Source organism: Tenacibaculum larymnensis, assembly GCF_028829235.1.
In the GTDB taxonomy this organism is placed as follows: Bacteria; Bacteroidota; Bacteroidia; order Flavobacteriales; family Flavobacteriaceae; genus Polaribacter; species Polaribacter larymnensis.
Genome location: NZ_JAIWJY010000001.1, coordinates 130,547 through 153,990 on the forward strand (window position 1 = coordinate 130,547; position 23,444 = coordinate 153,990).

General features: G+C 31.7%; 22 protein-coding genes. 9 read left to right on the forward strand and 13 right to left on the reverse strand.

Features of this window, described 5'->3' with window-relative positions; translation table 11 throughout:
- The first annotated feature begins 275 nt into the window (after nucleotides 1-275).
- On the forward strand, nucleotides 276-608 hold the full coding sequence (locus LCI24_RS00655) for a hypothetical protein (protein WP_274638693.1): 333 nt from the start codon (nucleotides 276-278) through the stop codon (nucleotides 606-608).
- Between the two features lie 78 nt (nucleotides 609-686).
- Here the strand turns inward: LCI24_RS00655 and gdhA are convergent, their stop codons facing one another.
- Complete coding sequence (gdhA, locus tag LCI24_RS00660; protein WP_274638694.1) at nucleotides 687-2,030, reverse strand: NADP-specific glutamate dehydrogenase; 1,344 nt, start codon at nucleotides 2,028-2,030, stop codon at nucleotides 687-689.
- A 191-nt stretch (nucleotides 2,031-2,221) separates the two neighbouring features.
- Between gdhA and pheS the strand changes: the two genes are divergently transcribed.
- The 3 genes from pheS to LCI24_RS00675 all read left to right on the forward strand — a co-directional run bounded on the left by pheS (nucleotide 2,222) and on the right by LCI24_RS00675 (nucleotide 5,257).
- Complete coding sequence (pheS, locus tag LCI24_RS00665; RefSeq protein ID WP_274638695.1) at nucleotides 2,222-3,241, forward strand: phenylalanine--tRNA ligase subunit alpha; 1,020 nt, start codon at nucleotides 2,222-2,224, stop codon at nucleotides 3,239-3,241.
- A 166-nt stretch (nucleotides 3,242-3,407) separates the two neighbouring features.
- Complete coding sequence (locus tag LCI24_RS00670) at nucleotides 3,408-3,803, forward strand: hypothetical protein (protein WP_274638696.1); 396 nt, start codon at nucleotides 3,408-3,410, stop codon at nucleotides 3,801-3,803.
- Nucleotides 3,804-3,892: 89 nt separating this feature from the next.
- Nucleotides 3,893-5,257 carry an alanine/glycine:cation symporter family protein gene (locus tag LCI24_RS00675; RefSeq protein WP_274638697.1) on the forward strand — a complete coding sequence of 455 codons (1,365 nt, stop codon included), beginning with the start codon at nucleotides 3,893-3,895 and terminating at the stop codon, nucleotides 5,255-5,257.
- Here LCI24_RS00675 and LCI24_RS00680 read toward each other — a convergent pair.
- Entirely contained in the window at nucleotides 5,244-6,977 is a 1,734-nt protein-coding gene (locus LCI24_RS00680) for a M28 family peptidase (RefSeq protein WP_274638698.1), read from the reverse strand. The genes LCI24_RS00675 and LCI24_RS00680 overlap by 14 nt on opposite strands.
- Nucleotides 6,978-7,352: 375 nt before the next feature.
- On the opposite strand from LCI24_RS00680, the gene LCI24_RS00685 reads away from it, so the two are divergent.
- Nucleotides 7,353-7,514 carry a hypothetical protein gene (locus LCI24_RS00685; RefSeq protein ID WP_274638699.1) on the forward strand — a complete coding sequence of 54 codons (162 nt, stop codon included), beginning with the start codon at nucleotides 7,353-7,355 and terminating at the stop codon, nucleotides 7,512-7,514.
- 30 nt (nucleotides 7,515-7,544) lie between these two features.
- Here the strand turns inward: LCI24_RS00685 and LCI24_RS00690 are convergent, their stop codons facing one another.
- Both LCI24_RS00690 and LCI24_RS00695 read right to left on the reverse strand, forming a co-directional pair.
- Nucleotides 7,545-7,766 (reverse strand): hypothetical protein, encoded by a 222-nt coding sequence (locus tag LCI24_RS00690; protein ID WP_274638700.1) that lies wholly within the window; start codon nucleotides 7,764-7,766, stop codon nucleotides 7,545-7,547.
- Between the two features lie 143 nt (nucleotides 7,767-7,909).
- Entirely contained in the window at nucleotides 7,910-8,254 is a 345-nt protein-coding gene (locus LCI24_RS00695) for a HopJ type III effector protein (RefSeq protein ID WP_274638701.1), read from the reverse strand.
- Nucleotides 8,255-8,369: 115 nt separating this feature from the next.
- On the opposite strand from LCI24_RS00695, the gene aspS reads away from it, so the two are divergent.
- A complete protein-coding gene (gene aspS, locus LCI24_RS00700; RefSeq protein WP_274638702.1) occupies nucleotides 8,370-10,121 on the forward strand; it encodes an aspartate--tRNA ligase in 1,752 nt (583 codons plus the stop codon).
- A gap of 59 nt (nucleotides 10,122-10,180) precedes the next feature.
- Here the strand turns inward: aspS and LCI24_RS00705 are convergent, their stop codons facing one another.
- Entirely contained in the window at nucleotides 10,181-10,627 is a 447-nt protein-coding gene (locus LCI24_RS00705) for an RDD family protein (protein ID WP_274638703.1), read from the reverse strand.
- 257 nt (nucleotides 10,628-10,884) lie between these two features.
- Between LCI24_RS00705 and LCI24_RS00710 the strand changes: the two genes are divergently transcribed.
- Nucleotides 10,885-12,648, forward strand: a complete 1,764-nt coding sequence (locus tag LCI24_RS00710) for an APC family permease (protein WP_274638704.1) — start codon at nucleotides 10,885-10,887, stop codon at nucleotides 12,646-12,648.
- 97 nt (nucleotides 12,649-12,745) lie between these two features.
- Nucleotides 12,746-14,518, forward strand: a complete 1,773-nt coding sequence (locus tag LCI24_RS00715) for a chloride channel protein (protein ID WP_274638705.1) — start codon at nucleotides 12,746-12,748, stop codon at nucleotides 14,516-14,518.
- On the opposite strand, the gene gwsS is transcribed toward LCI24_RS00715, so the two are convergent.
- The 8 genes from gwsS to LCI24_RS00755 form a co-directional block, all read right to left on the reverse strand.
- Complete coding sequence (gwsS, locus tag LCI24_RS00720; protein WP_274638706.1) at nucleotides 14,515-15,504, reverse strand: grasp-with-spasm system SPASM domain peptide maturase; 990 nt, start codon at nucleotides 15,502-15,504, stop codon at nucleotides 14,515-14,517. The two genes, LCI24_RS00715 and gwsS, sit on opposite strands and share 4 nt — an antisense overlap.
- Complete coding sequence (locus LCI24_RS00725; protein WP_274638707.1) at nucleotides 15,497-15,718, reverse strand: hypothetical protein; 222 nt, start codon at nucleotides 15,716-15,718, stop codon at nucleotides 15,497-15,499. The genes gwsS and LCI24_RS00725 overlap by 8 nt, the downstream gene beginning before the upstream one ends.
- Nucleotides 15,663-16,667 carry a grasp-with-spasm system ATP-grasp peptide maturase gene (gene gwsG, locus LCI24_RS00730; RefSeq protein ID WP_274638708.1) on the reverse strand — a complete coding sequence of 335 codons (1,005 nt, stop codon included), beginning with the start codon at nucleotides 16,665-16,667 and terminating at the stop codon, nucleotides 15,663-15,665. The genes LCI24_RS00725 and gwsG overlap by 56 nt, the downstream gene beginning before the upstream one ends.
- Before the next feature lie 62 nt (nucleotides 16,668-16,729).
- A complete protein-coding gene (locus tag LCI24_RS00735) occupies nucleotides 16,730-16,909 on the reverse strand; it encodes a hypothetical protein (protein WP_274638709.1) in 180 nt (59 codons plus the stop codon).
- A 476-nt stretch (nucleotides 16,910-17,385) separates the two neighbouring features.
- Nucleotides 17,386-18,360 (reverse strand): glycerophosphodiester phosphodiesterase, encoded by a 975-nt coding sequence (gene glpQ / locus LCI24_RS00740; RefSeq protein ID WP_274638710.1) that lies wholly within the window; start codon nucleotides 18,358-18,360, stop codon nucleotides 17,386-17,388.
- A 3-nt stretch (nucleotides 18,361-18,363) separates the two neighbouring features.
- Nucleotides 18,364-19,857 (reverse strand): YfcC family protein, encoded by a 1,494-nt coding sequence (locus LCI24_RS00745; RefSeq protein WP_274638711.1) that lies wholly within the window; start codon nucleotides 19,855-19,857, stop codon nucleotides 18,364-18,366.
- A gap of 115 nt (nucleotides 19,858-19,972) precedes the next feature.
- Entirely contained in the window at nucleotides 19,973-21,031 is a 1,059-nt protein-coding gene (locus LCI24_RS00750; RefSeq protein ID WP_274638712.1) for a zinc metalloprotease, read from the reverse strand.
- A gap of 231 nt (nucleotides 21,032-21,262) precedes the next feature.
- The gene (locus LCI24_RS00755; protein ID WP_274638713.1) at nucleotides 21,263-22,294 is read right to left on the reverse strand and encodes a zinc metalloprotease; all 1,032 of its coding nucleotides are present in this window, start codon (nucleotides 22,292-22,294) and stop codon (nucleotides 21,263-21,265) included.
- A 410-nt stretch (nucleotides 22,295-22,704) separates the two neighbouring features.
- Between LCI24_RS00755 and LCI24_RS00760 the strand changes: the two genes are divergently transcribed.
- Nucleotides 22,705-23,406, forward strand: a complete 702-nt coding sequence (locus LCI24_RS00760; RefSeq protein WP_206197832.1) for a Bax inhibitor-1/YccA family protein — start codon at nucleotides 22,705-22,707, stop codon at nucleotides 23,404-23,406.
- Nucleotides 23,407-23,444: the final 38 nt, after the last annotated feature.

Sequence of the window (23,444 nt, forward strand, 5' to 3'; positions counted from 1 at the left end):
TTAGTGATTAACGAATTATATAAAGCTTGAAAATAAATTTATCGATTTTAATAAAAACCACTGGTTTATTTAAAATTCGTCAAAAAAGGAAAGTGAAAAATAGAAATATCTTTAATATTAATTATATGTAAAACAGTTATAAAACGCTCATATACTTTACTTTAAAACAATATTTTATTAATTAAAAATAACACCTTAAAAAACTCATTTACAATACTTTTATATCGTTAATTCTTAACAAAAAAAACTTAAAAACAAACCCTAAAACTTAAAAAATGAAAAAGTTATTTGTATTAATGTTCGTTACTCTAATGAGTACTTCAGTATTTTCAACAAACGAGAACCCTGCAAAAGAGCAGATTAGATCAAAAATAGTTGAACTATTAGGTAACCCTAATTTTGTTCTTGATAAGGAAGTAAAAACTACTGTAGAGTTTATAATAAACAAAAACGGCGAGATCGTTATTTTAAACGTTAACTGTGATACAGAACAAGTTTGTCACTATGTAAAAAGTAGATTAAACTATAAACTTATAAATAAGGAATTAACAGTAAAGAACCACATCTACAAGATGCCTTTAACCATAGAAAAAAGTAGTAGTAAATAATTACTATCCGATTATCCCCTAATAAAAAAAGCCTCATAGAATTCTATGAGGCTTTAATTTTATTTATTGTTCTGTAGATTATACTGCTCCTTGATCAAGCATTGCATCAGCAACCTTAACAAAACCAGCAATATTTGCTCCTTTTACATAATCAACATATCCACCTTCTTGTGTACCATATTTTACACAAGCTTCGTGAATATTATTCATAATAGAGTGTAACTTACTATCTACTTCTTCACGAGTCCAAGATAAACGTAATGAGTTTTGAGACATTTCTAATCCAGATGTTGCTACTCCTCCTGCATTTGAAGCTTTACCTGGTGCAAATAAGATTTTTGCATTGTGAAATACTTCAATAGCCTCTGGAGTAGAAGGCATGTTTGCTCCTTCAGCAACACAAATACATCCATTATCAACTAATGCTTTTGCTTCTTCTCCATTTAACTCATTTTGAGTTGCACATGGTAAAGCTACATCACACTTAGTTCCCCAAGGTCTTTCTCCTTTAAAGAATTTTGCTGATGGGTATTTCTCTACATATTCATGGATTCTTCCACGTTTTACATTCTTTAACTCTTGTACAAAAGCTAATTTCTCAGCATCAATACCATCTTCATCATAGATATAACCTGATGAATCAGATAAAGTTACAACTTTAGCTCCTAGTTGAGTTGCTTTTTCAGTAGCATACTGAGCTACGTTACCAGAACCAGAAACAACTACAGTTTTTCCTTCGAAAGAATCTCCTTTAGTTTTTAACATGTTTTCAGCAAAGTACACATCTCCATAACCTGTAGCTTCAGGACGAATTAATGAACCTCCCCAAGAAGCTCCTTTACCAGTTAATACTCCAGTAAACTCGTTACGTAAACGTTTGTACTGACCAAACATGTAACCAATTTCACGACCACCAACACCAATATCTCCAGCAGGAACATCAGTATCAGGACCAATATGACGTGCTAATTCTGTCATAAAAGATTGACAAAACGCCATAACTTCACGATCAGACTTTCCTTTAGGGTTAAAGTCAGATCCTCCTTTACCACCACCCATAGGTAATGTTGTTAATGAGTTTTTGAAAACTTGCTCAAATCCTAAAAATTTTAAGATTGATAAGTTTACTGAAGGGTGAAAACGTAACCCTCCTTTATAAGGACCAATTGCTGAGTTAAACTCAACTCTATACCCTCTGTTTACTTGAGTTTCTCCGCTATCGTCAACCCAAGGTACTCTAAACATAATAGTACGTTCAGGTTCAACCATACGCTCAAGTAATTTCTTACCTTGATATTTTGGATTATTTTCTATAAACGGAATTACTGTTTCTGCTACTTCATGTACAGCTTGCAAAAACTCTGGTTCATATGTATTACGCTCTTTTACGTAATCCATAAATGCTTGTATCTTAGATTCCATAAACTTAGTTGTTGTTCTGTTATTTTATAATATTAACAATTTTACTATGCAAATATAATTATTTTACTATTCGTTAATTTCTATTTTTCTGTTTATTTCCCTTATTTTATTGGTGTTTTTGCAAACACAACCAAAAGTCCTTTTTTTTACACAAAAAAACGTAAATTTGCACCTTAACTTTTGGAAAGATTATGTTAGACAAGGTAAAAGAATTGATTGGAGAGGTAAATGCTTTTAACGCCACTTCAAAAGAAGAAATAGAAACATTTAGAATTAAGTATTTAGGAAGCAAAGGAATTTTAAAAGATTTATTTGCTGAGTTTAAAAATGTACCTAACGACCAAAAGAAAGAATTTGGGCAAACCATTAATTTACTTAAAAATTCTGCTGAAGAAAAAGTAAACACTTTAAAAGAGGCTATAGAAAATGCTGTTGAAGAAAAAGGTGTTTATGGTGACTTAACACGTCCATCAGAGCCAATTAACTTAGGTTCACGCCACCCAATTTCATTAGTGAAAAATCAAATTATCGAAGTATTTAACCGTATTGGTTTTACTGTTTCTGAAGGACCAGAAATTGAAGATGATTGGCATAACTTTACTGCCTTAAACTTACCAGAATATCACCCAGCACGTGATATGCAGGATACTTTCTTCATTGAAAAGAATCCTGACACGTTGCTAAGAACACATACCTCATCGGTACAAGTACGCTATATGGAAAACAACGAACCTCCAATTCGTACAATTTCTCCAGGGCGTGTGTTTAGAAACGAAGATATATCTGCACGTGCACACTGTATTTTCCACCAAGTAGAAGGATTATACATTGATACTGATGTTTCTTTTGCTGACTTAAAACAAACCTTATTATACTTTACCAAAGAAATGTTTGGTAAATCTAAAATACGTTTACGTCCGTCATATTTCCCATTTACTGAGCCTAGTGCTGAAGTGGATATTTATTGGGGCTTAGAAACTGAAACTGATTACAGAATCACCAAAGGAACTGGTTGGTTAGAGATTATGGGATGTGGTATGGTAGATCCTAATGTATTAAAAAACTGTAATATCGACCCAACTAAGTATAGTGGATATGCCTTCGGAATGGGTATTGAGCGTATTGCAATGCTGTTATACCAAATTCCAGATATTCGTATGTTCTACGAAAATGACAAGCGTTTCTTAGAGCAGTTTAAATCTGTAATTTAATCGCAGGACGATAGCCAAGGGTATTGAGACTTGATTTAAGTGCTAAAATTAGCATCCTATAAGCATCTCGTAAACTTACCCCTGTTTATTTGATTTTTAAATAAGTTCAAACAAAATAAAAGACGAAAGCACTAAACTTTCGTCTTTCCTTTTAAAGAAGTATTCAATGAAAAAAGATATTGAAATCCCTAAAGTAACCGGTGTAGAAATAGCCGTTGTTTTAGAAACAAATGAAATCGATAACAAAGAGGATTGGAATGTATACATTCTTAACAAGAAAGATGTTGATTTAGAAATGGTAGTTATTGTTTCTCAAGGATTCTCAGACACTAAAACTACTTCTGTTTTCCGAAGAAAAATAGACAAGCTTCCTGCAAATAGTTATCAAAAGTTTGAATTAATGAAACCTGAGTTATTTGATTTGGACAATCGTTTTCAGGTAACTTTTTTTGAAAACAATAGGTTACACGATAAAACCTTTATTTTTCAAGCCGAGACTATCCAAGAAGGCTTTTTAAGAGATATTGAATTCTTAGGAAAAAGAGGAATCGTTTGTAAATAAAAATCACAAAAGAACGATAGTTGTTAATTCACAGCTATCGTTCTTTCGTTTATACTCTCTTTTAGTACTTTCGCTTAAAATATCACTTTATGTTTGCAAACATTCAAGACTTAGTTACTCAATTTTCTTCTTGGGTATGGGGAATTCCTTTATTAATACTACTTATTGGTGGCGGTTTATACCTATTTGTCTATTCTGGTTTAATTCCTTTTAGATATATAGGTCATGCCATTGCTATTTTAAGAGGAAAATATGACAAAGCTGATTCTCCTGGAGATTTATCGCATTACGAAGCTTTATCTTCTGCCATTGCAGCTACAGTGGGTATGGGAAATATAAGTGGAGTTGCTATTGCTATTGCAACTGGAGGCCCTGGTGCTATTTTTTGGATGTGGGTAAGTGCCTTTGTAGGTATGGCTACTAAGTTTTTTACCTGTAGCCTATCGGTAATGTATCGTGGAACTGATGAGAACGGAAATGTAAAGGGTGGACCAATGTATGTTATTACTGAAGGGTTAGGAAAAAAGTGGAAACCTTTAGCTTTATTTTTCTCTGCTGCAGGATTAATAGGAACTTTACCTGCTTTTCAAGCAAATCAACTTACACAAACACTGGTAGATGTTTTTCAAGTACACGAAACCAATCATTTTACAGCTAAATTATTATTAGGTATATCCACTGCTATTATTGTAGCTATGGTGATTTTTGGTGGAATAAAACGAATTGGTAGTGTTGCAGGAAAACTAGTTCCTGTAATGGTTGTAGTATATCTTCTCACCGTTTTAACAATTTTGATGTTACGTTTAGAACAAGTTCCTGCAATTTTTTCTTTAATTTTTGAAGATGCTTTTTCGGGAAAATCTGTTTTGGGTGGTGCTTTAGGAGCATTGATAATTACAGGAGTAAAACGTGCTGCCTTTTCTAATGAAGCTGGTTTAGGTACTGCACCTATGATGCATGGAACGGCTAAAACAAAAGAACCTATTCGTGAAGGATTGGTTGCTATGTTAGGCCCAGCTATTGACACCTTGTTAGTTTGTTCTTTGACCGCACTGGCTATTTTGGCTTCGGGAGTTTGGAAAGATTTTGAAGGTAACGGAATTTCTATGACTTTAGCTGCGTTTGATGCTGTACTTCCTCATAATGTTGGGAGTGTTGTTTTAACTATTTGCGTATTGATTTTTGCTTTTTCAACGTTATTTACTTACTCTTTTTACGGGTTGAGTTGTTTAAGCTTCTTGACCAACACTAAAATAGGAAAGAATTACAACTATATTTATATTTTTACAATTGCTGTTGCTTCTATTATAAAACTAGACTTTGTAATTAACTTAATTGATAGCGCCTATGCCCTAATGGCAATACCAACAGTAATTTCAACATTAATTTTAGCTCCTAAAGTAAAAAAAGAAGCCAAAAAGTATTTTCAAAAGTTAAAGACTAATTCTTTCTAATAAGTTTTAGCTCTTCTATAATTTTAGAAGAGGCAGAATCTATTTTTTTAGATGTTTCTTTGATATAATCTTGATGCTTTGCTGAATCTTTTACAACATCTAACGTTGTTTTGGTTGAGTTGATATACCAATCTTTCCATGCTGAAATAATTGATAGTTGTATTGATAAAGAATCGCCTTTTTTTAATGCTATTTCACTTTGTTTCTTTTCTTCTTGAAGTCTTGATAAAGCTGCTTTTTCAATATTTTGGAGTATTGATTTTGCTGTGGTACTATCCGCATTTAATAAAGTATAAGCAGAAGCTAATGAAGCTATCCCAACATTTTTTAGCGTTTTTTGAGACACTTTATCGATTCGATCGTTATCGGTATGATAAAATTGGTCGGTAAAATGCCAGAATAAAACACTAGGAATGTTTCTCTTTAAAAAAGGCACATGATCGCTACCACCTTCAAACGGATTTGTATTCACTATCCAATTCGCTCTTTTTCCTTGTTCTTTAAATTTATCAATTAAAAAATCATTTAGATAGTGTGGAGTCATTTCTTTAAGTTTCATTTTTCTTCCTCCCCACTCAGTATGTTTGTCTTTTCCTCTTGTCCAAATTGCACTAGGATCAGGCATTTTTTCAATTAAAAAAGTACCGCCCGTTTTTTGGGTATCTTCTCCTACCATGTCTAGAGAAATTCCCCACTTAATATCCTTTGCCCTTATACTATCCTCTTTTACATACCTGTTTGTAGAAATAATTTCATCTCCCCATAAAAAGGTTAAGGTTCTATTAGGTATAAATATGTTATTTTTGATAAGCTCAGCTGTAAGTGTAGCCATTTCTAAAGCAACACCTACACCTGTAGCATTGTCATTTGCACCAGGTTCTTGTATGTGAGCACTAAAAACTAATCGTTCTTTAGGATATTTATTCCCCTTAATATCAGCTACAATTGTCAACTCTTCTGATGGATAGATATTCGTTTCAATATGTACATCTAGAAAAACTTTTCCTTTTAACAATTCCTCTTTTAATTTTTCTTTAGCCTTGTAAGACATAGCAATTGCCCAAGATTTAACTTCTTCATTTAACGGAATAGTTCTAAATTGAATAGAAGTGGTGTTTTTTTGAGGTTGTAAATATTTTGGATTACTATAGGTAACCAACCCCAAAGCTCCTCCTTTTACAATAGCTTGGTTAAAGATTTTATGAGGACTTGTTTCAGCAAAAACAATCTTTCCTTTTATATCTAAATCTTTTATTTTTTTTAAGTCTTTAACGTAAACGACCTCTGCTTTAACTCCTTTTTTAGGTGTACTGTAAGAGTTTAAAGCAATCATATTCCTATTTGTGCTATGTTGTAATAGAGGAACCTCTTCTCCATCTATTTTTACAGAAGCATCCACAGATTCCCAAGTAGGATTTTTTAAGGGTCTTTTTTCTATCCTGTAGGTTAAAATATCATTACTCGTAGCACTATCTTCTTTAACGAAACCTGATTTTTCTAATTCTTCAGCAATTTTATATACACTTTTATTAAAGCCAGTATTACCAACAACACGCCAATATTTTTCTACAAAAGAAGTTGTTTCATAAGCCAAATCACCCGTAAATTCTTCATTTAAAACATCGAAATAATTAGAGGTGTTTAAAACTGGAACAACATTTTCTTTCTTACAACTTATAAGTAATAGAATGATAGGTAATAGATAGATTTTTTTTAGCATAACGGGATTTTGTGGCTTTAAAAGTACACTTTTTATAGTTTTTATTTTTAGTTCTTTTACTTATTGAAAAGGACAAAATAAAAATTTTCAGAAAAGATGCCGTTTTAACTTTTCTAAAAAACCAGAAATTCAATCATAATTAGCTTCTTTTTCCAAATCAAAGTGAATAAACCCACCTTAAAAAACCAACACAAAAACCTGTAATACAGCAGTTTATATAAATTAACCTTTTTATGTCCTGTTAGTTTTATTCAAGCCCTTTATCTACAAACAACCAAATACTCAAATATCTATTTATCAGCAAATTAAACTGTCCTTTTATTATTTGACCCTCAATATTAATATTGTTCAAAATAATTAGTAACAAAAAAAACAATGAACAATAACTTCAACATACTTCCTAATGTTACTGGAAAATACATTCATAAATCAATAAAATTGATTGTGTTTTGGATAGTTTTCCCTGTCATAATAGCAACAATTTTATTAATAGTATATGCTAATGAAAAATTAATTAATTTCTTATCTGCTTTATAGTTTACGGCTTATTATCTGGCTCTGGTGGCTTTACTCTCTCCCTATCGGATAATCTTCATAAAAATCTTCAAAGGTTTTATCGGTGGTGTAATGGTCTTTTAATACTTTGTAAACCATTAACACTACTAGTAACTGACCTATAACTGTAAGTATAAACACCCAGCTAAAGCCTATATTAGTATAGACCAAAACAGTAAGCACTAATAAAAAAATAGTGACAAACAACACCCAAAACATCGCCGAATTCTTCATAATCACACATTACCCTATAATTTACAAAAAAATCAACAACTAATAAAACTCTAATCACCTTATAAAGAGTCTTTTTAATCTTTAAGATGACTTTGTAATATTTATTTGAGATAGAAGAAGTAGACTAATTCTCTAAAAAAACCTTAACGTTTTTTTAGCACCTCTCCTTCAAAAAATAGGCCTTCAAAACCAGTTTTTATAAAATTTCTAATGTTTTGGTGATCTGTTCCTTCAGGATTTTTTAAAACATCTTCAAAATAATACTGTCCAAAACAAGCCAAGGTTTCTTCTTTACTGAACCCCTGTTGTATAGCAAATGAAAACACTTTACATGAACCTTGATTTTTTTCAGCTTCATTGTATAAATCTCCATTTTTAAAGGCAGTGGGTGTAAAATTATATACGTTTTCAATCACTGACATAGTATCAGAAAACTCAACTTTTTCTGGTGTACTTTGTATCGTTTCTTTAAATCTATCTAGTGTCATTTTAAAAAGGTTTTACGCTACAAAACAAAAGATTAAAACTCATAAAAACTAACTCGTAGTAATTTTTTACAAACTAACATTTATAGTTAAATTTGCACAGCAAAAATTTCAAGAAATGTACAGAACGCATACTTGTGGTGAATTAAGAGCATCGCACATCAATACTGAAGTTACCCTTGCAGGATGGGTACAAAGAGTTAAGGATAGAGGTAATTTAACGTGGGTCGTAATTCGTGATAGATATGGAATAACACAGTTAATATTTAATGAGGAAAGTCCTGAAGGTTTATTAGAATTATCTAAAAAATTAGGTAGAGAAACAGTTATCCAAGTTAAAGGAAAAGTTATAGAACGTGAGTCTAAAACTAAAAATATGGAAACTGGTGATATTGAGGTTTTAGTTTCTGAATTAACTGTATTAAACGAGGCAAAATTACCCCCTTTTACGATTGAAGATGAAACTGATGGTGGTGAAGATTTACGTATGAAGTATCGTTATTTAGATATCCGTCGTAACCCAGTAAAAAACAGCTTGGTTTTCCGTCATAAAGTATCAATGGAAGTTCGCAAATATTTATCTGACAAAGGATTTATTGATGTGGAAACTCCATATTTAATTAAATCTACTCCAGAAGGAGCACGTGATTTCTTAGTACCTTCGCGTATGAATGCGGGTCAGTTTTATGCCTTACCACAATCACCACAAACCTTTAAGCAGTTGTTAATGGTAGGTGGAATGGATAAATACTTCCAGATTGTAAAGTGTTTTAGAGATGAAGATTTACGTGCCGACCGTCAACCAGAATTTACACAGATAGACTGTGAAATGGCGTTTGTTGAGCAAGAAGATATTTTAGAGATTTTCGAAGGAATGACGCGTCATTTACTAAAAGAAATCAACGGAGTTGAAGTAGAGAAATTCCCAAGAATTACGTTTGATGAAGCAATGCGTAAGTATGGTAACGATAAACCAGACATTCGTTTCGGAATGGAGTTTGGTGAGTTAAATGAAGTTGCACAACATAAAGATTTCAAAGTATTTAACGATACTGAATTAGTGGTTGGTATTGCAGTACCAGGAGGAGCTTCATATACTCGTAAAGAAATTGATAAATTAATCGATTGGGTAAAGCGTCCTCAGGTAGGAGCTTTAGGAATGGTATATGTGAAGTGTAACGAAGACGGAAGCTTTAAATCTTCAGTAGATAAATTTTACGATCAAGAAGATTTAGCTAAATGGGCTGAAGCTACAGGTGCGAAGGCAGGAGATTTAATTTGTGTGCTTTCAGGAAACACTAACAAAGTTCGCGCACAATTAAGCGCTTTACGTATGGAAATGGCTGAGCGTTTAGGTTTACGTAAACCTGATGAGTTTGCTCCGTTATGGGTAATTGATTTCCCTTTATTAGAATTAGATGAAGAAACAGGTCATTATCACGCAATGCACCATCCTTTTACTTCTCCAAAACCAGGACAATTAGCATTATTAGACACTGACCCAGGAGCTGTTAAAGCGAACGCTTACGATTTAGTACTAAACGGAAACGAAATTGGTGGAGGTTCCATTAGAATTCACGATAAAGAAACACAAGCTATCATGTTTAAGCATTTAGGATTTACCGAAGAAGAAGCGAAAGCTCAGTTCGGGTTCTTAATGGATGCTTTTGAATACGGAGCACCACCACACGGAGGTTTAGCTTTTGGTTTAGATAGATTGGTAGCTATTTTAGGAGGTCAAGAAACAATTAGAGATTTTATTGCCTTTCCTAAAAACAATTCAGGACGCGATGTAATGATTGATGCACCTGCAACTATAGACGATGAACAACTACAAGAATTAAGCATCAAGTTAGATGTAAAAGAATAAAAGTAATAACTTTATATAAATCAAAAACCCATGGCAATGCCATGGGTTTTTGATTTATATTATTCGTTTATCTTTTTTCTCCCGATTTCCTTTACTACAATTGTTCCTGAAAGCATGTCGTGTAAACATTGCTTTTTTTCACCCGTAAAGAATAATAAATATCCTACAAAAAAAGTGATAACATTTAAAAAATTACCAAAAAACCTTCCTGTTGCCTGACCAAAAGTTACTTTATTACCATCAATACTCATTAGCTTTATTTGAGCTACTCCCTGACCAACTGTTCTTTCTTTTTCACTACTTTGTTGTAACGACCAATATAACCAAGCAGGCACCAAAGGGATACATAACTGAGGTATAATAATAATTAACGTATCTAAAAACCTGGCTAGAAAACGCTCCCAAAATCCAGCATACTGATATACTATTACCTCATTATACTCTTTAACAATAAGCTCCACTGTACCTTCATTGGTAAAACGGATTTCTTTTTCTTTTGATAACATAGAATTTAATTTTTTATTTCAAGGCGCAATGTTACTAATTTTTTTATTCTGTTTCTATTTTCCTCATACTTTTTAACACGTATTACAACAACAAAAGCTTAATGTATTTCACCTTTAAATATTTTTTCTTCAAACAATGAAACAGATATTAAGTCTTAAAAAATAAAAAATCCTGCAAAATTTGCAGGGTTTTTTATTACCTTTAATGTACGTCTTGAAAAGGTAAAAACTTCACGAAAACAAACCAATAACATATTATGAAACAAGCTATTTCTAAAAAGCTTAATGAATTAGAGTCAACTGCTATTTGCGGTAACGACATTAGCTCTTCTGTTTTGTATGTATCAGCATTGGCTATTGCGTTTGCTGGTCAATACGCATGGATAACATTATTAATCGTATCAGTAGTATTATTTTTATTTCGGAAAATTTATGGTGAAGTAGTTGGTGCAATGCCTTTAAATGGTGGCGCATACAATGCTTTACTTAATACTACCAGTAAGTTAATGGCTTCTTTTGCTGCAACACTTACCATACTTTCTTATATGGCTACAGCTGTTATTTCTGCCAATGAAGCAATTCATTACCTGCATCACTTAATTCCTTCAATGCCCATTATTATATCAACTGTTGGTCTATTGTTGTTTTTTGCTTTATTAACTATTGGAGGTATAACGGAATCCGCTAAAGTAGCTGTCGGAATTTTTTTATTTCATCTACTATCGTTAGTCGTTCTTGCCCTTTTTATCATTATTTATTTGTCTCAAAATGGAATTGACATTCTTTTTAACAACTGGGGGTATCAATCAGAAAACAGTATTTGGTATGCTATATTTTTTGGTTTTGCAGCTTCAATGTTGGGAGTTTCTGGTTTTGAAAGTTCTGCAAACTTTGTTGAAGAACAACAGAAAGGGGTGTTTCCAAAAACGTTAAAAAACATGTGGGTAATTGTAAGTATCATTAACCCTCTAATGGCTGTTTTTGCATTATCTCTTTTCGCAATCCCTGTTTTACAGAGTGCTGATTACCAAAATACTTTATTAGTTCAAATGGGAGAATATGTTGGAGGTGATTGGGTTGCTGCCGTTATAGCTATAGATGCTTTTTTAGTATTAAGTGGAGCCGTTTTAACGAGTTTTGTTGGTGTTACTGGATTGCTGGAACGTATGACATTAGACCGAATTATGCCTCAATTCTTTTTAAAAAAGAATAAAAGAGGTAGCTCTTACCGAATTATTATTTTATTCTTTATCCTCGCTGTTTCTGTATTACTAATAACTAATGGAAATGTTGGCTTATTAGCTGGTGTATATACTATTTCCTTTTTATCGGTAATGGCATTATTTGCGATAGGAAACATCTTGTTAAAGATACGTAGAAATCAGCTTCCTAGACCTGAAAAAGCAGCCTGGGCTTCTGTTTTATTAGCTATAATTGCTGTGTTATGTGCTTTAGCTGGTAATATTTTAATGGAGCCAAAAGATGGTTTACCTAGCAATACTTCAGTCTTTTTAAATTATTTTATTCCAACCATAATTTTTATCATAATTATGTTAAACCGCACTGCTTTATTAAAATTAGTGCTCCAGATAATTTATGCTATTTTTAATCCTTTGAGACGACTCGTTTCAAGTATGGATAGAAAAATAACCAAGACCATTAACAAAATAAACGATCAAGAGTTCGTCTTTTTTACCAAAGGAGATAATATAGCTACTCTTAATAAAGTTATGCTATACATTATTAAAAATGAACACACTAAAAAGATAAAAATTGTATTAGCTCTTGATGAAGGAGACACAATTCCTGAAAACTTGCCTAATGAGATTACTTTTTTAGATAGAGAGTACCCAAAGATTAAAGTAAACTTTCAAGTTGTTCAAGGAAAGTTTAGTCCTGAACTTATTAAGGAACTTTCTGAAAAATGGAACATTCCTATTAATTTTATGTTTATAGGAGCTCCAAGTAATAAATTTCCTTATAAAGTTGAAGAGCTTGGTGGTGTCCGATTAATCGTTTAATAAAAATATCTCTTCTTATTTAATAAATCAAAAGAGGATAGTATCTTTAAGTATTATTAACTAGCTTTTCAAAAATCAACTAAGAGTCTAGAAAACAATGCCTACATCTAAGGAAGCTTATAAAAAAGTATTAATTTGGAGATATAAACATATCTCTGAACGACAGTTTGTATATGTTTTAAGTGTTTTAGTTGGATTTTTAGCAGGTATTGGTACCTTAATTCTTAAAAACCTTACTTTCTACTTTCATAGGATTTTAGAAGATGGTCTTATTAAGGACTATCATCATTCTTTATACTTCATCTTCCCTATTTTAGGGCTGTTTTTAGTGTATTACATTAAAAAATACCTCATCAAAAAAGATATTGGTCATGGTATTTCTACCACCCTACAATCCATTTCTAAAAAAAATGGAATTATAGAGCGTTATAAGATTTATGCTTCTTTAATTACAGCTCCCATAACTGTTGGTTTTGGAGGGTCAGTAGGACTACAAGGCCCTGCTGTAAGTACCGGTGCCGCTTTAGGTTCTGGAGTAGCGCAATTATTTCATATGAACATGAGAACTCGTATGTTATTAATTGGTTGTGCTACTGCAGGGGCTATGTCTTCAATGTTCAAAGCTCCTATTGCTGCTATTATTTTTGCAGTAGAAATTTTTAGTTTAGACCTTGCTTTTGCATCGTTAGTTCCGTTATTATTAGCATCTGTTTCTGCTGTAATTACTTCTTATTTCTTTTTAGGAAAGGATGTACTATTTAGTGTGCAACTTCAGGATGCTTTTGAAATTAACGACCTCATCTTTTACATTGCTTTGGCAATTTTTACAGGGTTTTCTTCTGTATATTTTTCTAAAATTTATTTTAGAATTATTAATTTTTTCAAAAAATACAATCCTTTTAAGCGATTAGTCTTTGGCGGAATCGCCATTGGTTTAATGCTTTTTTTAATTCCTCCACTATTTGGTGAAGGTTATGGAATTATCAATAATTTATTATCTGAAAACGCTAGTGATGCGCTTAAAAGCATTCACTATAACATTGATTTTGAAAATGTTTGGATGATTATTATTTTTCTGTTAATTATTGGTGTTTTTAAAGTAATTGCCATGACGACAACTTTTGCTGCTGGTGGAGTTGGTGGAATTTTTATCCCTACACTTGTTATGGGAAGCGCTTTAGGAAATGTTACTGCTAAAATTATTAACCAATTTGGATTTGATGTCTCAGAAACTAACTTTACGTTAATTGGAATGACAGGCTTAATGGCAGGGGTTTTACATGCTCCTTTAACGGCTATTTTCTTAATTGCTGAAATTACTGGAGGTTATGATTTATTTGTTCCGCTAATGCTTGTTTCTGCCGTTTCTTATGCTATTACTAAGTATTTTGTTTCTAATTCTATTTACACTATCGAACTAGCTAAACGTGGTGAACTTATTACTCACAATAAGGACAAGAATGTAATGATGATGATGAAGATTAGTAAAATTATTGAAAAAAACTTTATTAAAATTCATCCTGAGATGACTTTGGGAGAAATGCTAAAACAAGCTGTTTCTAAATCAAAAAGAAATATTTTTCCTGTGGTTGATAGTGAAAATAAGTTTAGAGGAATTGTTTTATTAGATGATATTCGTCCCATGATGTTTAATCAAGATCTTTACGAAACAACTACAGTAAGGGATATTATGAAAATAGCTCCCGCCATTATTTTTTATGATGACGACACTGAAAAAGTGATGCAAAAATTTAAAGAAAGTGGCGCATGGAACTTACCTGTTGTTAAAAATGGAGTTTATGTTGGTTTTATATCTAAATCAAAACTGCTTTCTGTATATAGAAACAAACTAATTGAGGTTACTGTTTAGTTCAATACTCTTAGTTCACATTTTGAAGTAAAAAAATAGCTCCCTTCTTTAGATTGCTTAGGCACTCTATTATCTACACACATATAACGCAACTCACAATCTTTACATTCATCTATTACATCTTTATTAACACTCCAATACTTTTGAAACTGTTCTGAATCTACAACCGCTTCCAGCTCCTTTAAACTTAGTCTTGCTATGTTACCAAATAGCTCTTCAGTTTCTGGAGCATTTAATACCCCTCCTTCTTTATTTATAAAAATCTTTTTATTAAAGTATGTATTATATTTTTGAGATTCTGTAAATAAGGATATGTTTATCTTGAAAAAATATTCTTTTTTATTTACAAATTGCTTAGGTGATGTAATAAGAATTTTTGAAGATGATGTTTTTAACTGTTCGTCACTTAAGAGAAAAATTGTTTCTATCCTTTTATTCTCAACTATAAGTTGTTCATAATCGGTTATTTTTTTTTCTTTATTAAATGGTGTTTCAAACACAACGGAGAAAATAGAAGAGGTGGTTAATTTTTCCATAATATCTTTCATAAGAAGAAATGATTTAGGAGCGTCAATTTTAAGATACAAGTATTCACAGCCTAATGCTGTAAGGTATGCTAATATTTTTTCGAACAAAGGATATGTTATTTCACTTATCTCAATAATTGCATTTGATATTTTAGCAGGAGACGTCCATTTCATACTCAATTTAGGAAACAACTCCAGCTCATCTTTATCTATTAAAAATGTAAGCTCTTTATTTGTTAAAAATTGAAGGTACTCTTCTACGACCTGCTCATTATCTTTACCACAAAATTCAAATATTTCTGAAATAGTACATTCTTCGAATAACTGAATGAAGTTGTATAAATCGTTAGGAATATTAAACATTTGTTTTCTTTGCAAGTCGTATATAATAGATTTATCTTTCCCTAAAACCGGAATACAATTAGAAAACATTCTTACATATTTATTACTGTTATTCATTAATTGGGTGTTGTATTGTTATTGACTTGTAAAAACTTCTTTTTAAAGCATACCTATCGTGATATTTTTCTATCGATATTCTATTGTGAATTAACGACATAGAGCTGTTACTAATAGATTTTATTTCTGATAAATAGATTACTGCTGGTAATTTGTTTTTATACTCTTCTTTCGTTTTGTTTAATAACTGTTGTGCTTCTTTTTGAGATATCATAGTTTTTGAGTTTGTACGCTATTTTTTCTTCTAAATAGTAATTACATGGATAAGAAACCATACCAAATTGCCCTATAGGATTTACTTCTAAGAAAACATATTGTTTAGAGGGTGTGTAAATTAAATCGAAAGAACAACTCGTTAAATTTAGTTTTTCTGCCAACGTTTTTAATTTTATTTCAATGTCTAATGGTAGATTAAACGGAATTGTTCTATTAGGTTTTTGATTATTATAACATCTAAAATCTGTTTTAGTTTGTTCGTCTAACTGAGAGAAAATAGCCATTGAATAAAACTCTCCATCCAAAAAATAACTGCGTATTTCGAGTGTCTTTTTAATATTTTCTTGAAATAAACTAATCCCAAAAGTATTGTCAAATAAATCAGTTTTCTCTGTATTTATCGATGTTGTATAGGTAGGCAGCCAATAAGTATCACCATACAAACTCATGGGGTCATTGATTGGCTTTGTAATTAACAATTTGTTTTTTAATTCTTCTCTTAAAACTTTTTTTTGATTTGTTATGGTGGTTTTAGGAATACACAACCCCAATTGTTTCGCTAAGGTTAATACAATAAGTTTATTAACTTTTTTAAAGTTATAATTATTTATAGAAGGTTTTTGATGTAGTAAAAAATGTAAGTACTCAAATAAATCTTTTTTTTCCCCATTATAAAACTCAGTTATTTTATCTCCTATAAAATCTTTTATCTCAATACAATCATCCAGCTTAAAGTTTCCTCTACGATACCAAACCGAGGTAATTTCATTAAAATTAACTATTGCATCTTTAGTGGTAATAAACACCTCAGAGGTGTTTATATTTACGGTTAAGCTGTTTATAAGCTCATTATTATTAAGCAGTATAAAATCTTCTTTTAAATAGCTAAGCCATCTTATTATATCAATGGTACTTTCATCTTGTTCTATAGATAAAATTAATATCATACTTCAATTATTTAACCCATTCTGCCAAAATAGAATTAACAGAATGGGTTATTAAGAACTAATTAATCTTTATAACCATCAGTTCCAGTATTAACCCCGTCTACATAGGTTCCAATACTAAAACTACCCACGTAGTCTTCTTCTCTCTCGTCTCTCCAATAAACTCCAGATCCGTAGTAAAGACCTCCTTTAGTTGTGTCCATCTCATTTTGAGACATTTCAAACTCTTTTAATGATTTCATTTTTGAATTCATAATAAATATTAATTTGGTTACCTACTCTATTTACTATGGGATTTTCGGCTTACTCCCTTTACTAACCATGTCAATTCTTAAATATTTTTACTTCCCTGTTTTAAAAAGTTAGATACAAATATTGAATTTTTAACAAGGTAAAATTGAAGTACTAGGGAACTATTTATAAAATTAGGAGGTACTATTTAAAAATTATAACAGCTTAATAAAGTTAATTTCTAATTCTAAAATCGTTTTTTGTTTTTTTATGAGCGTCTCCATAAAACTTCTTAAACAAATGAGTGTGTTACAAACTTTTTTTGATATATATAATGAAGTATTACACCTACAATCATCTACAAAAAACCTTGTTAACTGAACTCAAGTAATGTGGTTGTTACCATAGCAACATGAGCTATACTCTTAAATTTTTTAAAAAATATAGCTCTCTGATTTTCGTAAATTTCTTGAAATATATAAGCCTATTATCTAGTTAAAAAAGTAACCATTTTATCAGGAAAATCGGTAAAACCGCCGTCAACATTTGCTTCGAAAAGCAATACTTGCATCATTTCTTCAAAAGAAGTAAACTCATCTAGTTGATCTGATCTAAAGGTATATTGATGTACTTTTAAGCCTAGTTTATGAGCTTCTTCAACCAATGTTGTAAACTTCCACTGAGTTCCTTCTTTCTTATCTAAAATTTGCTTGTACCAAGGTCCTAACCCATCAGCATAGGCTGCAAAATGTTTAAGCTGTTTGGTTTCCTCAGGGAACTCAATTAACTGCACTAAAAACAATTCCGATTGTAATTGAGTACGCACTCGCTCTAATTCTTTGGCGTCAAAACATTGAAACATACATTTATCTTTCTTGGTTATATAACCGTATTCTGAAAGAATGTTCAGCGTAATTTTGGCAATGTCTTTTCCATTTTGATGATGAAATTCAGGGTTTTTAATTTCTGGATAAATTCCAATATTTTTTCCTGTAGAAGTATTTAATCCTTGAATTAACTCTATTTCCTCTTGTAAAGAATGTAGTTTAAAGTTTCCTTTTCCCTTTGGGAATCGATTCGGATACACTTGTACTCCTGTTTTTGGATTGAATCGCTCAGTTACACTCAATTGTTGTAACTCATCAAATGTAAAATCAATTACATAAAAACGTTCGTCTTCTCGTTTTCTTTCTGGAAATTTTTCAGCCACATCAGTAACATCATCCAAATAAATATCATGAATCACTACAGGAACATTATCTTTACTTAATACTAGATCTTGTTCTATATAATCAGGATTCATAGCATACGCCATGGCTTTAGCTTCCATAGTGTGTTCTGGTAAATATCCTGAGGCACCTCTATGGGCAATTACTATTTTCTTTTGCATATTAGTTGTTTTAGTTTCTGTCTTGCATCCGAAGAAAAGAGATAAGAAAAACAGTACATAAATTTGTTTCATTATTTACAGATATACTTGAGCGGTTAGAACTAACATTGTAAAAACTGTTAAAATAATTACTAATGGAATTACAAACTTCAACCATTTATCATAACCAACTTTCACAATAGCTAGGGATGCTAAAATTAACCCTGTTGGGTTGATAAAAGCAAATAAACCCATACCGTATTGATACGTATTTACAATCACCTCTCTACCTACTCCAACGGTATCGGCTAAAGGTGACATGATAGGCATTGTTAGTACTGCCATACCTGATGAACTTGGAATAAAAAAGGATAAACCTGAGTAAATAAACAGCATTACATTAGTAAAAATTCCTTTAGACATCCCAGTAGTAAACTCACTTGCATGTTGTAAAATAGTATCGCTAATTAAACCTTGCTCCATTAATACAGAAACTCCACGAGCAATACCAATAATAAAAGCTACTCCTAATAAATCTCCTGCCCCTTTAATAAAAGTATTTACAAAGTTTTCTTCTTTCATTCTAGCTAAAAAACCTATTAAAATAGCCCCTATTAAAAACACAACAGTCATTTCTTCAAACCACCAACCTAAGCGAGAAACTCCATAAATCATGATTACAAAGCACATTGCAAAAATGGTTAGTATAATTCTTAACCTACCTGTTAAACTGTGCGTATTTGAAGTTGAGCTCCCAAAAAGATTTTCAATCATCTCTTTTTGATCGTAAATAATAGATTTTGTTGGGTCTTTTTGAACTTTGTTTGCGTAACGTAAAATATAAATGACACAAATTATAATTCCTCCAATTAACATTAATAACCTTCCTGTAAAGCCTGTTGTCCAATTAATTCCTGCTGCATCTGAAGCTATTATAACACTAAACGGATTTACTGTTGAGCACATTGTACCTATAGATGATCCAATATACACACATGCTAAAGCTACTATGGCATCGTATTTTGCTGCTAAAAATATTGGAATTAATATCGGATAAAAGGCAATGGTTTCTTCTGCTAATCCAAAAGTTGTTCCTCCTACGGCTATTAAGGTTGTTACTACAAATATGAGCCAGTATTCTTTTCCTTTTAATGTTTTTGCTAACCAAGCTATTCCAGCATCAAAAGCGCCTGTGAAGTTCATTATTCCTATAATGCCTCCTAAAATCAAAACAAATAAAATTATATCAGAAGATTGAATAATTCCTTTTATAGGAGATTTAAAAAAGTCTAAAAAACCTTGTGGTTTTGGATCTAACTGTGTGTATGTTCCTGGTACACTAATTGGTTTTCCTATATCTCCGTTAGTAAACTTTTCTAATGGGATTTTAATACCTAAGTCTTCTAATGTTTCTTGACTTGCAAGCATTGTCTTTTTATCCTCTAAATGTATGTAAGTAAAAGAATTGCTGTTTTCTTGATATTGTAAGGTATCGAACTTGCCTGCAGGTATAAACCATGTTAAAACAGCAACTAATCCTGCTATTAATAATAAGATAGTATGTGGAGTTGGAAATTTAATATTCTTCAAGACAATGAATTATTATTTATATCCATAAAAGTAAAAAAAACCAAGAGATGCACATCTCTTGGTTTAATAATAATTAAAATAATTATTGGGAATATTGAAAAAAGACTTTGGTTTTCTAATTTAACATAGAAGCTCTAGCTCCTCCTGGTTGAAAGATTGCTCTCATTCTATTTCGTTGACCGTCTGTAAACATATACATACAAGCATCGTCTGTATAATCCATATAGTTCATTGTCATATCCGCAGACTTACAATTAACTGTTGGGTATGAAGGACAACCATAATTAGGTCCATCAGAAGCTGGTGTATCTTCTACAAAATCGTCTTGACGACATCTACCATCACCCCAAATATGACGTAAGTTTAAATAATGTCCTATTTCATGAGTTAAAGTTCTTCCTTCATTATAAGGTGCTGCAGAACCTCCTGGTAAACTAGAATATAATAAAACTACTCCATCGGTAGCTGAGTTTCCTCCTGGAAATTGAGCATATCCTAAAATTCCACCTCCAATATTACATACCCATATATTTAAATGAGTTTCTGGAGTAATTGGTGGATAAGCTTGCTTTACTGCATCATTTGTTCCCCATGAAGATCTAGAGTCATCATACCTAAAAGTACCTGCTAGCGTAAAAGTTATTTCAGTATTAGTAGCGTCATTAATAAAATCAGTGGCTCCTGATGGTAATTGATTTGTGTTTGGACTTGTAAAATCACTATTAATGACATTCATTTGTGATTGTACTTGTGAGTTTGTAACCGCACTAGCATTTGGAAGTACAATATGAAAGTATACAGGGATATCAATACTTAAACCATCATCTATTGGTTCAACATCAACATCTCCATCACCTCCTCCATTATTTCCTCCGTTTCCACCTCCTGGTGTTCCATCAGGTTTTTTACTGTTTAAAAACTTTCTTGTGGCGTATTCTATGTCATACATTTTCTTATACAATCCTGGAGTTTCATTTACTTGTCGATTTAAAACCTTCATGGAATAACATTTACTAGATACAGTTCCTTTCGATGCGACCTCATCAGTTTTTACATAAAAGTCACTCATATCTACAGCTACTTCCTGTGATATTTCTTGTTTATCATTAGTTTCATCTTGACAGCTTGTTAACAAGCTTGCTATTACTACAAGCCCTAGAAAAAGTTTTTTCATTTTTTAAGTTTTAAAGAGTTAGTTAAAATTTTCATTTTATAGCTATCCAATTTACAAATAACAAAAACAAATAAAAACAGGGAAAACACCTGATAAACATCAACTTAACCTCCTTTTTAACATTAAGAGCTTAGTTATTTTCTAAATAAAAAAGCCAAGAGATTTAAATCTCTTGGCTTTATAATAATTGTAATAATTATTGAGAACGTCTTAAAAAAAGACTTTGGTTTTCTAGTTTAACATAGAAGCTCTAGCTCCTCCAGAAGCAAATAAAGCTCTCATTCTGTTACGTTGACCATCTGTAAACATATACATACAAGCATCGTTTGTATAGTCCATATAGTTCATTGTCATATCAGCAGATTTACAGCTAACATCTGGGAAAGTTGGACATCCGTAGTTTGAAGCATCAGAAGATGGAGTATCAGCTACGAAATCGTCTTGACGACATCTTCCGTCTCCCCAAATGTGACGTAAATTTAAGTAGTGACCAATTTCGTGAGTTGCAGTTCTACCCATGTTGTATGGAGCAGAAGAACCACCTGGTAAACTTCCTGCTAATAACACTACACCATCAGTAGAAGAGTTTCCTCCTGGGAATTGAGCATATCCTAAGATACCTCCTCCTATTTCACACACCCAAATGTTTAAGTGAGTTGATGGAGTAATTGGAGGGTAAGCAGCTTTTACAGCATCGTTAGTTCCCCAAGAAGACTTAGAGTCGTTATGTCTAAAAGTACCTGCTAATGTAAATTGAATTCCTGTATCAGTAGCATCATTGATAAAATCAGAAGCTCCTGAAGGAAGTTGATTTGTATTTGGATTACTAAAGTCATCATTTAACACATTCATTTGTGCTTGGATTTGACTATCAGAAACACTATTTGCATTTGGTAAAACAACGTGTACGTATACAGGAATATTAATAGTTCCTAAACCGTCTTCGATTGGTAATACATCCACATCTCCTCCACCAGTATCTCCACCTCCTGGTTTACCTTTCGCTGTTGTTAACTTTCTTGTAGCATACTCAATATTATACATTTTCTTGTATAATCCTGGGTTTTCTTTTACTTGTCTGTTTAAAACTCTCATTGAGTGACATTGCTCAGATCCTCCTTTGTGAGAAACTTCTTCAGTTTCTACGTAGAAGTCGCTCATATCAATTGATTGTTGAGGGTCTAACGCTTCATCTTTAGCGTTTTCCTGACATCCTACTAAAACTGAGGCTGCTACAGCTAGTGTTAAAAAAATTCTTTTCATGTTGTGAAAAATTAAAAAAATTAGTTATTGAAAAAAACTGCCTTAAAGGCAATAAACTCGTTAAAAAACTCAAAAGAGAAAGTTTCAACAATTAAATTGTTAAATACCTACTACTTTGACAATTATTTGAAGGGTTTTTTAACGATGTGCAATATATAATTTTTTTTTAATGCTAAGAAAAAGTTAAAGAAAAGTTAATTTCTTAGGCTTTATCACTTGCGACCTTCCATTTTTTAACATTACCGAAATGTTAAAATTTAACAAAAAGAATAAAAAAACGTCAATTTTAAACAAATTAAATCGTCAATACGATAATTTTAAAGTCAAAAAATCATTTTTTACACAACACAAACAGACTGTTTTAAAGTAGTCTAAAAAACATATCTTTACACTCTATTAAAAAATTAATTATGGAAAACTCATTTAACTCAAAAGTGCTTGTTGCACAAGTATCAGAAGCTGATAGAATTGCATTTTACAAAAAAACTTACGCACATGTTGCTGGAGGTGTATTATTATTTGTTTTGTTTGAATATTTATTTTTACAAAGTGCTACTATTGTTGAATTTGCCTTATCTATGACGCAAGGCTATAAATGGTTATTACTACTAGGTGGTTTTATGTTAATTACCAACTACGCTGAAAGTACTGCTTTAAAAACCTCTGATAAAAACTTACAATACTTAGCATATTCAGGGTATATCTTTGCTGAAGCATTTATTTTTATTCCGCTAATTTATATTGCGATAGCGTACACTAACAACTTTGATGTTATTAAACAAGCAGGGATTGTTACACTATCGTTGTTTGTTGGAATTTCATCAATCGTTTTTATTACCAAAAAAGATTTTTCTTTTATAAGAGCTGGATTGTCAGTTGGATTCTTTATTGCAATAGGATTGATTATCGCTGGTGCTTTATTCGGGTTTAATTTAGGGTTATGGTTTTCTGTTGGAATGTGTGTGTTAGCAGCTGGTTCTATTTTGTATCAAACTTCTAACTTAGTTCACAAATTTTCTACAGATGATTACATTCCTGCTGCACTAGGGTTATTTGCTTCTTTAATGCTATTATTCTGGTATGTATTACAAATATTTATGTCAAGAGATTAATAAGAAACTATTATATAAAAAAGCCTCCACTTGGAGGC